The following is a 14,680-nucleotide window of genomic DNA, read 5'->3' on the forward strand; positions in this document are numbered from 1 at the left end:
TCGGCATCACGCATGCAAAAAACCAACCGCACTTACTGACAGCGACGATGCTCAATCCCACCAACGACCGTCTCGTCAAGCCGATTCATCTGATGCCCGCATCGGCGCGCGCGCGGCTCGCCGCGCCGACGCCCTTGCAGGCACGACTGCAACGTGAGTTGAAGGGCGACGTGCTGTTCGATCGCGCATCGCGTGGACGTTACGCGACCGATGCATCGATCTATCAGATCATGCCGCTCGGCGTCGTCGTGCCGAAGGATCAGGACGACTTGCGGCTCGCATTGGATATTGCACGCGATAGTCACGCGAGCGTGCTCGCGCGCGGCGCGGGCACCAGCCAGTGCGGGCAGACCGTCGGTGAAGCGCTCGTCATCGATACGACGAAGTGGCTCAACAACATCGTTCACTTCGACAAGGAAGCGCGCACGGTCACGGTCGAGCCGGGCGTGGTGCTGGATCATCTGAATGCATGGCTCAAACCGCATGGCCTGTGGTTTCCGGTGGATGTATCGACGAGCGCGCAATGCACGATAGGCGGCATGGCCGGCAACAACTCGTGCGGCTCGCGTTCGATGGAATACGGGATCATGGTGCATAACGTCGATGCCATCGACGCGATCCTCGCCGATGGCCACGAGGCACGCTTCGGCGCGCTTTCGACGATGCAAAGCGATGCGCGCGTGCGCGATCTCATCGAAGGCGTGCGCGGTATCGCCATGCGCGAACGCGATGAAATGCGCGAGCACATTCCGAAGGTGCTGAGGCGCGTCGCGGGCTACAACCTCGATCTCTTTGACTGTCAGAGCCCGTTGCCCTTCAGCGCGGACGAACCGAACATGGCGAACCTGCTGGTCGGTTCGGAAGGCACGCTCGCATTCAGCCGTCAGTTGACGTTGAAGCTCGCGCCGCTGCCCGCGCACAAGACGCTTGGCGTGGTGAACTTCCCGAGCTTCTTCGATGCGATGGACATGACGCAGCACATCGTGAAGCTCGGCCCCGTTGCAGTGGAACTCGTCGATCGCACGATGATCGATCTGGCAATGTCGAATCCCGCCTTTCGTCCGGTCATCGTGAAGGCGCTCGTGGGCGAACCGGAAGCGGTGCTGCTCGTCGAATTCGCGGGCGAGCAACGCGACGCGCAAGTGAGCAAGCTCGAAGAACTCGTCGAGCTGATGAGCGATCTCGGCTTGCCTGGCTCGGTCGTGCAGATGCCCGATGCGGGCCCGCAAAAAGCGCTGTGGGAAGTGCGCAAGGCAGGGCTCAACATCATGATGAGCATGAAGGGCGATGGCAAGCCGGTGTCCTTCATCGAAGATTGCGCGGTGCCGCTCGAAAGTCTCGCGCACTACACGAGCCGCCTCACTGAAGTCTTTAGAAAGCACGGCACCGAAGGGACATGGTATGCGCATGCGAGCGTCGGCACGCTGCACGTGCGGCCGATTCTCGATATGCGTCGCGACGGCGCGAAGAAAATGCGCGCGATTGCCGAAGAGGCGGCTGCGATGGTGCGCGAATGCAAGGGCGCATATTCGGGCGAGCATGGCGATGGTCTTTGCCGTGGCGAGTGGGTTGCATGGCAATACGGACCCCGAATCAATGAAGCGTTTCGCGACATCAAGCGGCTCTTCGATCCCGAGAACCGCATGAGCCCGGATCGCATCGTTGCACCGCCCAAGATGGATGACGCGACGAACTTCCGGTTTCCGCCGTCGTATCGCGAGCGTGCCTTCGAACCGCAACTCGACTGGTCCGCGTGGAACGTCACGCGCGATCCATTGACCGGTGAAGAAGGACCGAAGGGATCGGGTGGCGATCTTTCGAACGGACTCGCGAAGGCCGTCGAGATGTGCAACAACAACGGCCACTGCCGCAAGTTCGATGCAGGCACGATGTGCCCGAGCTATCGCATCACGAAGGACGAGCAGCATGTCACGCGAGGCCGCGCGAATACCTTGCGGCTCGCGCTGTCGGGTCAGCTCGGCGAAGACGGCGAAGGGCTCGCGAGCCAGGACGTCAAGGACGTGCTCGACCTTTGCGTCTCATGTAAGGGATGCAAGCGCGATTGCCCGACCGGCGTGGATATGGCGCGCATCAAGATCGAAGCGCGCGCGGCGTGGACGGCGCGTCATGGTTTGCGCCTGCGCGAACGGCTCGTCGCATTCTTGCCGCGCTATGCGCCGTATGCGAGCCGCATGCCGTCGTTGAGCGAATCGTTCGAAGCGAACATGCCGCGCGCTGCGCATTGGCTCAAGACGAAACTCGGGCTCGCGCCTCAACGTGCGTTCCCGCGATTCAAGAAGCCTTTTCTCGACGATGCGCGCGGCAAGCGCGTTGCATCGGCAGAGAAGGAAGTGCTGTTGTTCGTCGATACGTTCAACAATTACATGGAGCCCGAGAACGCGCGCGCCGCGCAACGCGTGCTCGAAGCGGCGGGCTATGCCGTTCATCTCAACACGAAGGCGGGAGAACGTCCGCTGTGCTGCGGCCGCACGTTTCTTTCAGCGGGACTCGTCGATGAAGCGAAGGCCGAAGCGCGCCGTGCGCTGGATGCGCTGCTGCCCTTCGTCGAGCGGGGCGTGTCGATCGTGGGGCTGGAGCCATCCTGTCTGCTCTCGTTGCGCGATGAATTTCTCGGCTACGGATATGGCGATGCGGCTCGTAAGCTGTCCGAAGCATCGTTTATGTTCGAAGAGTTTCTCGTGCGCGAACGCACAGCGGGACGCTTCGATATCCAGTTCAAATCGATCGACAAGCAAAAGGCTCTGCTGCATGGACACTGCCATCAGAAAGCCTTCGATGCAGTGCGTCCCGTCGAGGCGGTCTTGAGCTGGATTCCGGGGCTGGACGTCAAGACCATCGAATCGTCATGCTGCGGCATGGCCGGCAGCTTCGGCTATGAAGCGGAACACTACGAAGCATCGCAAGCAATGGCCGAGATGTCGCTCTTGCCGGCGGTGCGCAAGGCAAGGGATGCAAGCGATGCCGTGATCGTCGCGGACGGCACGAGTTGCCGGCATCAGATCGCGGATGGCGCACAGACCGACGCATTGCATGTCGCGCGCGTGCTCGAGCGTGCGATCGCTTGAAGGAAGTTGACGGTATTGATTTGACATAGCAGCAGGCAGAGGCAGTTCCATCGACACCATAACAGCGGACATGAACGATCCGCGACAGGAGACGACGCCATGACATCACCCCGCAAACCTCGCATCCGCCGATTGCGCAGACGCACGCCATAGCGATATTCGCGGGCACACGCCCTCATTCGACGCACCTAACGATGTTCCGTATGCCGTGACCACGGTGCATGCCGCGCCGGGGAAGCGCACGCGATCACTCAAGGAGACGATGATGTTCCGTCGAGCCACCACGCGCGTTCTGTTGCTGCTATGCGCGATGTATTTCATTACCTATATCGACCGCGTCAATGTCAGTACCGCGGCGAGCCAGTTCGGCGCGGAACTCGGCCTGTCACACACGCAGATCGGCTTCGTGTTTTCTGCATTCGCGTATCCGTATCTGGTTTTCCAGATCATCGGCGGATGGGTGGGCGATCGCTTTGGCCCGCGTCGTACGCTCGCGGTGTGCGCGATCATCTGGGCGGGCGCAACAGTGCTGACCGGCATGGCAGGCGGCTTCGTCTCGCTGATCGTCGCGCGAGTGCTGCTCGGTCTCGGCGAAGGCGCGACGTTCCCGACCGCGACGCGCGCCATGTCCAACTGGATGCCGGCGGATCAGCGCGGCTTCGCGCAAGGCATCACGCATGCGGCATCGCGCATCGGCAATGCAGTGGCGCCGCCGCTGATCGTATGGCTGATGCTTGCGACGAGCTGGCGCGGCGCGTTCATCATCACCGGCATCATCAGCTTCGCATGGGCACTCGCGTGGATCTTCTACTTCCGCGATAACCCCCGCGATCATCCGGCCATCACCGAGAGCGAATGCGCGACGCTTGCGGACTATTCGGGCGTGAAGCAGCGCAAGCCGGTACCGTGGCGCACTCTGCTCGGCCGCATGGCGCCTGTCACCGCAGTGTATTTCTGCTATGGCTGGGTGCTGTGGCTGTTCCTCGGCTGGATTCCGCAGTACTTCCTGCACAACTATCACATGCCTCTCGGCAAGTCGGCGCTGTTCGCATCGGGCGTGTTCTTCGCCGGCGTGCTGGGCGATTATCTCGGCGGCTCCGTGACCGATCGCATCCTGCGCAAGAGCGGCAACGTGCGTCTCGCTCGCAATGTGATGGTCGGCGTGTGCATGCTGCTGACGCTGCTCTCGCTCGCACCGATCATGCTCGTCTCCGATATCTCGATGACCTTCGTGGCCATCTGTCTGTCGGCCGGCTTCTTCTTCAACGAGATGACCATCGGCCCGATGTGGTCCGTGCCGATGGACATCGCACCGAAGCACGCAGGCACGGCGTCCGGCATTATGAATTCAGGATCGGCGCTTGCCGCGATCATCAGCCCGGTTATCGGCGGATGGCTCATCGACCGCACCGGCAACTGGAATCTGCCGTTCACGGTATCGATGATCGTCATGGCAGCGGGCATCATCCTGTCGTTCACGATGCGTCCGGACCGGTCGCTCGAGGTCGAAGAGGAGAAGACGGAAGGCGCGCACGCGGGCAAGCTGGTGTGACGTGGTGAGGCGGTCGTTCGGCGGCACGGATTGCATGCGGCATCAGGCATTCGGCATTCAGCATTCAAAGTGCAGCATGCAATCTCCGCGCGGACGGCCGCTATAGACATTCACGAAAGGCCCGATGAAACCGGAATAACAGGAACGTAGACATGGCAGACACGAAAGCGGCAGCGTCGACCGAGCAGGGCGGAGGTCCGCTCGCGGGCATGCGGGTGATCGAACTCGCGCACATCATGTCGGGACCGATCTGCGGGATGATGCTCGCCGACATGGGCGCCGACGTCATCAAGGTCGAGAAGATCCCGGGCGGCGATGATTGCCGCCGTTTTGCGCCGATCCTTCCGAGCGGCGAGTCGGCGTCGTTCATGATCGTGAACCGCAATAAACGCGGCATCGCGCTCAATCTGAAGACCGAGGGCGGCAAGGAAGTGCTGAAGAAGATGCTCGCGACGGCGGATGTCGTCACGGAGAACTATCGTCGCGGCACGATGGAAAAGCTCGGCATGGGCTATGAAGCGCTCAAGGCGGTCAATCCCGGTCTCATCTATTGCGCGATTTCCGGCTATGGCCGCAGCGGGCCGATGGCGGACAAGGGCGGCTTCGATCTCATCGCGCAAGGCCTGAGCGGACTGATGAGCATGACGGGCGAGCCGGGGCAGGCGCCGATCAAGGCGGGGTCGCCGGTGACGGACATCAACGCGGGCATTCTCGCGGCGCTCGGCATCAGTGCGGCTTATGCGAAAAAGAAGAGCACGGGTCTCGGCCAGATGGTCGATACGTCGCTCTTCGAAGCGGGCCTGCAACAGATGTACTGGGCGTTCGCGAACTATTTCGCGGACGGCACCGTGCTGCCGAAGGCCGGCTCGGCGAATCCGACGAGCGCGCCGTATCAGGCGTTCCGCACGCGCGACGGCTGGGTCAACATCGGCGCGGCGAACCAGAGCAATTACGAGCGGCTCGTGGGCGTGCTGAACATTCCGGGCCTCGCCGACGACGAGCGCTTCCAGACCAACGCGGGCCGGCTGAAGCATCGCGAGGCGCTGGTCGAGATTCTGACTGCGCGGCTCGTCGAGCGCACCACGAACGAATGGCTCGCAGCGTTCGATGCCATCGGCTTGCCGAGCGGCGCCGTGCTGAGCGTGCCGGAAGCGTCGTCGCACGAACAGGCTATCGCACGCGGCATGATCGTCGAGACCGAGCATCCGCTCGCGGGTTCGATGCGCGGCATCGGCTTGCCGATTCATTTCTCCGATGGCTGCACCACGCCCTCGCGTTCCGCGCCGCTGCTCGGGCAACACACGGCGGAAGTGCTGAACGAATACGGCTTCGACGATGCACGCATCCAGTCGCTCAAGGACGAGGGCGCGATTCTGGAGGCCGAAGCCCTGTCGGGATGATTCGTGCAGCTTTCGTTTGCTGCATGTGGCATTTTGCATGCAGCATGCGGTCGACCGAATGCCGGGCGTATAGTGACGCCCGGCCTTTTCATTTCTCACGCCTCTCGTTCAATCATGAAGCTCGTTCCTCCTCCCGCCGCGCGCGTCGGCGATGCGCTCTCGGCCGTCGCCACGCCGTCGCTGCTGATCGATCTCGACGCCTTCGATGCCAACCTGGCCGCAATGGCCGCATTCGTCGCGCATAACGGCGTCGCATTGCGGCCTCATGCGAAGGCGCATAAATCGAGCGCGATCGCGCGCCGTCAGATCGAGGCAGGCGCGGCCGGCGTGTGCTGTCAGAAGCTCTCGGAGGCCTATCCTTTCGCGGCGACCGGTGTCGAGAGCATTCATATCAGCAACGAGTTCGTCGGTGCGGACAAGGTCGCGATGGCCGTCGAACTCGCGGCGCACGTGCGTCTTTCCGTATGCGCCGATGCGATTCCGCAAGTCGAAGCGCTCGGCGCAGCGGCTCTGCGCGCGGGCGTGAAGATCGACGTGCTCGCCGAGGTGGATGCCGGCCAGCGCCGTTGCGGCGTGACGAGCGAGGACGCGCTTCTGTCGCTCGCCGATGCTGTCGCGGCCCAGCCGGCGTTGCGCTTCGCGGGCATCCAGGCGTATCACGGCGGTGCGCAGCATATCGCCGACTGGCAGGAGCGCAAGGTCGAAGCGGGGCGCGCAGCGGATCGCGCCGCGCATTTTGTACGCACGCTGGAGGCGCGTGGCATTCAAAGTGCCATCGTGACCGGCGGAGGAACAGGCACGGTCGAATTCGATGTCGCGAGCGGCGTCTATACCGAAGTGCAGCCCGGGTCGTACGTTTTCATGGATGGCGATTACGGCTCGCTGGCGTATAACGGCGAGTTGCGCTGGCGCCATAGTCTTTTCGTGCTGTCGACGATCATGAGCGCGACCCGTCCCGGCATGGCCGTTTGCGATGTCGGCCTCAAGGGGCTCGCGGTGGATTCCGGCTTGCCGCGCAACGTGCATTGGCTGAATGAAGCCGATGAGCCGGTGCTGACGTACGTCGCTGCGAACGACGAACATGGCATGCTGAATGCAAAAGGCGCGCCGCACGACGACACGTCGGCGCTGCTCGGCAAGCGCATCCTGTTGCCGCCGGGCCATTGCGATCCCACCGTGAATCTCTACGATGAGTACGTGTGCTATCGCGGCGAGCAGGTGGTCGATGTCTGGTCCATCGACGCACGCGGACTATCGCGCTAGCGTGCCTAAGCTGCGGCGGCGCTTGGCATTTTGAATGCAGCCAGCTTCAAATGCCGCTTCTTCCCGCCGCGAGAATGAGCCGCAGTCCGAGCGCGGCGATCATCGTCGCGGCAACGCGATCTATCCATTTCTTCGCGCGCAGATACAGCTCGCGCGGACGGCGGCTCGAAAAGCATAGTGCGACGATGGTGTACCAGCCGAACTCGATGCCGAACACGAGCGGCGGCAGCACGAAATAACACCAGAGGGGAGGGTGCTGCGGCAGCAGTGCGGCGAAGATGCTGCCGTACCAGATCGCCGTCTTCGGGTTGCTCAGTTGCGTCGTGAGTCCCAGCCAGAAACACTTCGAGGCGCTCCGGGCGTGCGGCGTGCCATCGGCCGGCATCGACATCGGCTGGGCCGCCCCGCGCCAGATTCGCGACGCGATATAGATCAGATAGAGTCCGCCCGCGGCTTTCAATGCGATGTAAAGCCATTCGACCGCAAGCAGCAGCGTGTAAAGGCCCGCCAACGCGACGCCTCCGAACACGATCCCGCCGAGGCCCATGCCGAGCGCGGTGGCGAGCCCGTCCGCCCGCGACAAGCCGATCGCGTTGCGGGCGACCAGCACGAAGCTGGGTCCGGGAATCATCGCGCCGAGCAATATCGCGAAGAGGATGGCGAATACCGCGGCCGAGGCTGTCATCGTCTTGTCTCCTTCGAATGCAAAATGCCGAAAGATTTTGCATGCAGCATGCAAGCGCGTCCCGCTCGCGGCTCGCAGTTCAAGATTCACGCCTTACACGTTGCCGTCCGCCATGCTGTCTTCGTGAACAGCCGTGTTGCGGCCGGCGCGCTTCGCCCGGTAAAGCGCAGCGTCGGCGCTGTTCAGCAGCTTGAGAGCGTCGCCGCCGTGGTGGGGAATCGTCGTTGCGGAGCCGATGCTGATCGTGAGAAAGCCCTTGGGCGAAGCGCTGTTGGGAATGGCGAGCGATTCGATCTTCAGCCGCAGCCGGTCCGCGAACGTCACCGCGCTCGCCGCCGTCGCGCCGGGCAGCACCAGCACGAATTCCTCGCCGCCGTAGCGCGCGACGATATCGCTCGGGCGCTTGATGGAATGCTGAATGCAATCGGCGACGGCGACGAGCGCGTCGTCGCCCATCGCGTGGCCGTAGGTGTCGTTATAGAGCTTGAAGTGATCCACGTCGATGAAGAGCGCCGACAGCGGTTGAGCCGCACGACGCGCACGGCGCCACTCCTCGCCCAGACGACGATCCAGCGCGCGGCGATTGCTCAGGCCGGTGAGCGAGTCCGTGCCGGCGAGCCGCTGCAGTTTGTCGAGCGCGATGGCGCGTGAGCGCAGCGAGATCGCCAGCAGCCACGAAATGGCGATGAAGCCGCCGCCGAACATCAGCGTGAGGCCGCCGATGATCATGCTGCGGTGCCGCCAGCCTTGCAGCACGTCGGCCTCGGCGGGCGCGACCCCGGCGATCAGATTCGTGCCCGGCACCCGCGTGAACGTGAAGAGGCGGCGCACGCCATCGAGTGCGGATACGGAGATATACGACCCCGAAGGCCGATCCTTCATCGCGGCGAACGCCGGGGACAGCGCGATCGTCCTTGGCGTATTGCCCGCGCCGGCCTGCAGCGGAGGCTTGCGCGCGAGCATCACGCCATCGCGCTGCACGATGAATACCGAACCCGCGCGGCCCACGTTCACGCGCGCAAGCAGCCCATCGAAATAGCTTCTGTTCAGCGCGATGACCGCGACGCCCGCGAACGAGCCGTCGGGCGCGTTGATGCGCCGGCTCAATGCGAGCGATGGCTTGCCGCCGCGCAAACGCGACTCATACGGGCCGGAGATGTAGAGGCCGACATTCGCGCGTTGCGCGTGAGTCGTGAAGTAGTCGCGATCGCTGAAGGAATACGCTGCGCGCTGCGAAGGATCGCGCGCATCGACGATCCGTCCTTGCGCATCCATCACGAACGCGCCGCCGATATAGCTCGCGGCCGTCGCGCCGTCGAAGAGGACGAGGCTGCGCAGCGCCGGCGCCATGTTCGCGATTTCCGGGTTCTCCATGCCGCTCACGATGGTGCGCAACGACAGGTCGCTCGATTCGAAGTTGCGCGAGATGTCGGCGCTCAGCGTCGCGACGAGATTCGCCGATGCCTCATGCGCGCTCTGCAACGCCTGCGCGCGACCCTGCCAGAGCGCGGCAAACGACAGCACGCCCATCGACAAAGCCATCGCGGTGCCGATCACGCCCGCGAGCAGCGGAAAGCGCGAGAACACATCGGCGACGCGCACCCACGCATTGCTATTGCGCCGAAACAGGCGCAAGCCGACCGCTCGGCCGGTCTTGTGCACGCTTTTCAAACTACGGGGCATTCGTGTCTCCATAACGCGAGCGTGTCGTTCATCGACTCATGGTGCCGCCTCGTGAGTATTCAAAAAACATCATGAAACAAGCGGTTTTCTGCGTCGGTCTTGTGTGCCGCTCGCATCCCGCGTTCACATCGAAGCCGCTCGATGCGCTATTTGACGAGTCGAAGCCGCTTCGTGACGATCGTCCCATCGTTGCGATCGACGAGCCATAGCCCATCGATACGTCCATGTAATGTCGATGTCCTGCGCGTGATGTCGGTCGGCTCCTCGTCGGTGGGATCGCTATGTTCGGAGCGATCGGAGAGATAAGGCGGTTCGAGCGAACAGACGAGCACGATCGCGAAGTCACCGTTGCCGTGCGAAGGATCGAAGTCCGGAAGCAGCGCGCTTCCACGCACACTCGTTTTCGCGTGGTCGTCGGTTTCGAGCTGAATCGTATCGATGGTCTGGATGAAGCCCTTCGCCTTCGCTTCCGGCGCGATCACGAGCTTGCGGCCGCTTTGCCCTTCCACCGTGCGCTTGAGCAGGATGACGTCCGGATGCTCCGGCGCGGCCAGCGACACATTTACCGATAGCAGTTTCTTTTTGGATTCAAAACGCACGCCATACGACGCTGGTATGACGAATGCAAAAGTGCGCTCGGCTTGCGACTGCGCATCGCCCTGCGACGCGGACGCGCTCGCGCGATGAAACGGACGAGCCAGGAAGCTGTGCACGCGGCTCGTGATCGTCGGATTGGCTGCTGGTTTCTTGTTGGGCGAGGTCGCCGCCGCCAATGCGTCCCTGACGTGCTCGGGATCGTCGCCGCTGAAGTGCGGTGGCAGCGACGTCGCCGAGAGAATGCTTGGTGCGGGTGCGCTCGCGGCGGGCGCCGTGGCCGCCGATGCGGCTGACGCAGCGGAACGGGCGGCTTCTGCATCAACCGCTGCCGAGAGGCACAAAACAGCGCCAAATGCCCACGCTGCGGCGTTCTGAGCTTGCTTCGGAAAGAACACGAACCTATCCCCGGCACACGATGCCGAATCGCTGAAAGCGGCTATCTTAAAATAAAGCCGACTGTTCCGTCGCGAAATGCGGCTGAAAGGGAGCGCAGTATCGCGGGGGCGAGCGTGGTGCGCGGCGCGCGGCATTTTGTATTCTTTACGCCGCATGCGGTCGATTGCATGCAATGCGATGACGTCACCCGCCGTCGCGCAAAATGCAAAACAACAACGCGAGCCTCGTCCGAAGAGGGCTCGCGTCCGGGCGCGACATCGAATGTAAATACTGTCTACAGACGAGCCGTCACGCCATGTTCTCGCTCGGCCTTTGCCTTGCGACTCAGCATCAATGTCATGACCGCAGACATCGCAAGCGTCGCGCCGACCACGTACAGCCCTGCTGCATAACCGCCCGTCACGTTCTTGAGCCAGCCGATCGCGAACGGTCCCACGAAGCCGCCGAGATTGCCGATCGAATTGATCATCGCGATGCCCGCCGCCGCGCCCGCACCCGAAAGGAACATGCTCGGCATCGCCCAGAGCGGCGCCTTCGCCGCGCTGATGCCCACGTTCACCACGACGAGCGCCAGCACCACGAACAGCGCCGTCGCCGCCTGGCCCGCGAAAATGAAGCCGACGCACGCCAGTGCGCAAGGAATGACCACATGCCACGTACGTTCCTGCGTGCGGTCGGAATGCTTCGCCCAGAGGATCATCGCGACGACCGCAACCACGCTGGGAATGCCGTTGATGAGGCCCGTCTGCATCGCGCTGAATCCGTACTGGCGAATGATGAGCGGCGCCCACAGCCCGAGCGTATAAAGTCCCGCCGACGTGCCGAAGTAGATCAACGCCAGCGCGAGCACGCGCGGATCGCGCAATGCATTCCACGCGCCGGCAGTGTGGCCTGCGTGAGCCTGCTTCGCATCGGCTTCGGACTTGAGCTTCGCGATGAGCCACTCGCGTTCATCGCTTGCGAGCCAGTGCGCTTTGGCGGGTGTATCGGTCAGATACTTGAGCACGACGAAGCCGAGCACGATGGCGGGCAGCGCTTCGATCACGTAGAGCAATTGCCAGTCGGCGAGGCCGAACACGGGCGGCATCTGCATGATCGCGCCGGAGAGCGGCGAGCCGATGGCCGTCGATATCGGCGCAGCCGCCATGAACCATGCAGCGGCCACGGCGCGCTGCTTCGCGGGAAACCACAAGCTCAGATAGAGAATGACGCCGGGAAAGAAGCCCGCTTCCGCAACGCCGAGCAAAAAGCGCAGCACATAAAAACTGTTCGGACCGCTAACGAAGGCGGACGCTACCGACACGATGCCCCACGTGATCATCACGCGTGCGATCCAGATACGCGCGCCGACCTTGTGAAGAATGAGATTCGACGGAACTTCGAACAAAAAATAGCCGATGAAGAACAGCCCGCCGCCCAAACCGAATGCAGTGGGCGAAAGGCCGATGGCCTTGTTCATCGTCATCGCCGCGAAGCCGACGTTGACGCGATCGAGAAAACTGACGAAGTACAGCAGCATCACGAACGGAATGATGCGCCACGCGAGCTTGCGCGACACGCGTGCTTCGACGTTCGATTCGCTTGGGGACTGGATGGCGGGCTGCATGTGTCTCCTCCTTGGGAGGCGAGCGGTGCTCTTTTGAAATGGCGATGGAAAGACGCGGCGCGCGTCTCCCTTGCCCGCGATGTGCGATGCATCGCGGGCAAGGACCTGGAATCAGGCTCTTTTCTGAACGAAGGCAGTAAGGATCAGGCGGCAGCGGCTTCCACGCGCTCGACGAACGCGCACACGGCGGCCGTTACTTGCGCGGTCGTCGCCTTGCCGCCGAGGTCGCCGGTGTGCAGCGATTCGTCGGCGGTCACGGCTTCGACCGCGGCCATCACGCGCTTCGCGGCTTCGAATTCGCCGAGATGTTCGAGCAGCATCACGACCGACCAGAACGTGCCGATCGGATTCGCCAGACCTTTGCCCATGATGTCGAATGCGGAACCGTGGATCGGCTCGAACATCGATGGATAGCGGCGCTCCGGATCGATGTTGCCCGTCGGCGCGATGCCGAGGCTGCCCGCGAGCGCGGCGGCCAGGTCGCTCAGGATGTCGGCGTGCAGGTTGGTCGCGACGATGGTGTCGAGCGTCGCGGGACGGTTGACCATGCGCGCGGTCGCGGCATCGACGAGTTCCTTGTCCCACTTCACGTCGGGAAATTCCTTCGAGATTTCCAGCGCGACTTCGTCCCACATGACCATGGCGTGACGTTGCGCGTTGCTCTTCGTGATCACGGTCAGCAGCTTGCGCGGACGCGACTGCGCAAGTTTGAATGCAAAACGCATAATGCGTTCGACGCCGGCGCGCGTGAGGATCGACACGTCCGTCGCGGCTTCGATCGGATGGCCCTGATGCACGCGCCCGCCCACGCCGGAATACTCGCCTTCCGAGTTTTCGCGCACGATCACCCAGTTCAGATCCTCGGGCTTGCAGCGCTTGAGCGGCCCGTCGATGCCCGGCAGGATGCGCGTCGGGCGCACGTTCGCGTACTGGTCGAGACCCTGGCAGATCTTCAGGCGCAGGCCCCACAGCGTGACGTGATCGGGCACCTCGGGATCGCCCGCCGAGCCGAAGAGAATCGCGTCCTTGTCGCGCAGCGCGTCGAGGCCATCGGCGGGCATCATCACGCCGTGCTGGCGATAGTAGTCGGCGCCCCAGTCGAAGTTCTCGAAATCGAATGCAAAATTCCGCGTGCTGCGGGCGAGCGCTTCGAGCACTTGCTGGCCGGCGGGTACGACTTCCTTGCCGATGCCGTCGCCAGGAATGGTTGCGATGCGATAGGTCTTCATGTCTCCGTTCCTCTATGGGGTTGAATGTGTCAGCAGCGTGAGACCACTCTACCTAACTTCAGCCACAGGAACCGGTGCTAGACTCAAAGCATCTTTAACTTTAATTCACAAGTGAATCGTGGCCGAAACCGTCCAGCCGTCCGATCTGAGCTTCTTTTCGACGCTTGCCGCGTCCGGCAGCCTGAGCGCGGCGGCGCGCGAACTGGGGCTGACGGCTGCGGCGGTGAGCAAGCGCCTGACGCAGATGGAAAGCCGCGCGGGCGTGCCGCTCGTGAACCGCACCACGCGCCGCATGATGCTGACGCCCGAAGGCGAGCTGTATCTCGATCACGCGCGCCGCATTCTCGATCAGATCGACGAGCTGGCCGAGCTGCTCGGCAGCGCGAAGAAGAGCCCGAAGGGTTTGCTGCGCGTGAACGCGACGCTCGGCTTCGGGCGAAGTCACGTCGCGCCGGCCATTTCGCGTTTCGTCGCGCGGCATCCGCAGGTGTCGGTGCAACTGCAGCTATCGGTCGCACCGCCGCCGCTGACCGACGACAGCTTCGACATTTGCATTCGATTCGGCGAGCCGCCCGACACGCGCGTGATCGCGCGCCGCCTTGCGGCGAACCGGCGTCTGCTGTGCGCGTCGCCTGCGTATATCGCGACGCACGGCATGCCCGCGACACCGCACGATCTCGCGCGGCATAACTGCATCGGCATTCGACAGGGCGACGAAGCCTATGGCGTGTGGCGGCTGACGACGGGTCGCGGTGCATCGCGCAAATCGGAAGCCGTGCGCATCAAGGGCAATCTCACGACCAACGACGGCGAGATCGCAGTGAAATGGGCGCTCGAAGGGCACGGCATTCTGATGCGCGCCGAATGGGATATCGAAGACTATCTCGCCGATGGCCGGCTCGTCGTCGTGCTGCCGGACCACGAGACGCCCAACGCCGACATCTACGCGGTGTATTCAAAACGCCATCAGATGTCGGCGCGCATTCGGGCGTTCGTCGACTTCATCGCAATCGATCTGAAAGAGGCGCGCAGCGAATGATTCATCCCGTAACGAAGCTGAAAGCGCCGCAAGCCGCGGCGCTATACTGAGCATCCCTTCACGCACCACCTGCCAACCGCTGCGCAAAGCAGCGAAAACCGCGCCGCAGGTCCAAAGAAAATTGGCTGAACACGATTTAGAAAA

10 protein-coding genes are annotated in these 14,680 nt (G+C 63.1%); 5 read left to right on the forward strand and 5 right to left on the reverse strand.

Annotated elements, in window-relative coordinates; all coding sequences use genetic code 11:
- Positions 1-47 precede the first annotated feature (47 nt).
- The 4 genes from NCR39_RS27320 (at position 48) to NCR39_RS27335 (ending at position 7,301) form a co-directional block, all read left to right on the forward strand.
- Complete coding sequence (locus NCR39_RS27320; RefSeq protein WP_250455748.1) at positions 48-3,086, forward strand: FAD-binding and (Fe-S)-binding domain-containing protein; 3,039 nt, start codon at positions 48-50, stop codon at positions 3,084-3,086.
- A 262-nt stretch (positions 3,087-3,348) separates the two neighbouring features.
- Positions 3,349-4,638, forward strand: coding sequence for an MFS transporter (locus NCR39_RS27325; RefSeq protein WP_250455750.1), 1,290 nt, complete (start codon positions 3,349-3,351; stop codon positions 4,636-4,638).
- Between the two features lie 152 nt (positions 4,639-4,790).
- Entirely contained in the window at positions 4,791-6,038 is a 1,248-nt protein-coding gene (locus NCR39_RS27330) for a CaiB/BaiF CoA transferase family protein (RefSeq protein ID WP_502800287.1), read from the forward strand.
- A gap of 114 nt (positions 6,039-6,152) precedes the next feature.
- Entirely contained in the window at positions 6,153-7,301 is a 1,149-nt protein-coding gene (locus NCR39_RS27335) for a DSD1 family PLP-dependent enzyme (RefSeq protein WP_250455752.1), read from the forward strand.
- A 46-nt stretch (positions 7,302-7,347) separates the two neighbouring features.
- Here NCR39_RS27335 and NCR39_RS27340 read toward each other — a convergent pair whose 3' ends face one another.
- The 5 genes from NCR39_RS27340 to NCR39_RS27360 all read right to left on the reverse strand — a co-directional run bounded on the left by NCR39_RS27340 (position 7,348) and on the right by NCR39_RS27360 (position 13,497).
- The gene (locus NCR39_RS27340) at positions 7,348-7,986 is read right to left on the reverse strand and encodes a LysE family translocator (protein ID WP_250455754.1); all 639 of its coding nucleotides are present in this window, start codon (positions 7,984-7,986) and stop codon (positions 7,348-7,350) included.
- Positions 7,987-8,079: 93 nt separating this feature from the next.
- A complete protein-coding gene (locus tag NCR39_RS27345) occupies positions 8,080-9,669 on the reverse strand; it encodes a GGDEF domain-containing protein (RefSeq protein WP_250455756.1) in 1,590 nt (529 codons plus the stop codon).
- Between the two features lie 146 nt (positions 9,670-9,815).
- Positions 9,816-10,382, reverse strand: coding sequence for a hypothetical protein (locus tag NCR39_RS27350; protein ID WP_250455758.1), 567 nt, complete (start codon positions 10,380-10,382; stop codon positions 9,816-9,818).
- 554 nt (positions 10,383-10,936) lie between these two features.
- Positions 10,937-12,268 carry an MFS transporter gene (locus tag NCR39_RS27355; protein ID WP_250455761.1) on the reverse strand — a complete coding sequence of 444 codons (1,332 nt, stop codon included), beginning with the start codon at positions 12,266-12,268 and terminating at the stop codon, positions 10,937-10,939.
- A gap of 143 nt (positions 12,269-12,411) precedes the next feature.
- Positions 12,412-13,497 (reverse strand): tartrate dehydrogenase, encoded by a 1,086-nt coding sequence (locus NCR39_RS27360; protein ID WP_250455763.1) that lies wholly within the window; start codon positions 13,495-13,497, stop codon positions 12,412-12,414.
- 118 nt (positions 13,498-13,615) lie between these two features.
- Here NCR39_RS27360 and NCR39_RS27365 point away from each other — a divergent pair, with 118 nt between their 5' ends.
- A complete protein-coding gene (locus NCR39_RS27365; protein WP_250455765.1) occupies positions 13,616-14,536 on the forward strand; it encodes a LysR family transcriptional regulator in 921 nt (306 codons plus the stop codon).
- Positions 14,537-14,680: the final 144 nt, after the last annotated feature.

It is taken from the genome of Caballeronia sp. ATUFL_M2_KS44 (assembly GCF_023630965.1).
Taxonomy (GTDB): Bacteria; Pseudomonadota; Gammaproteobacteria; order Burkholderiales; family Burkholderiaceae; genus Caballeronia; species Caballeronia concitans.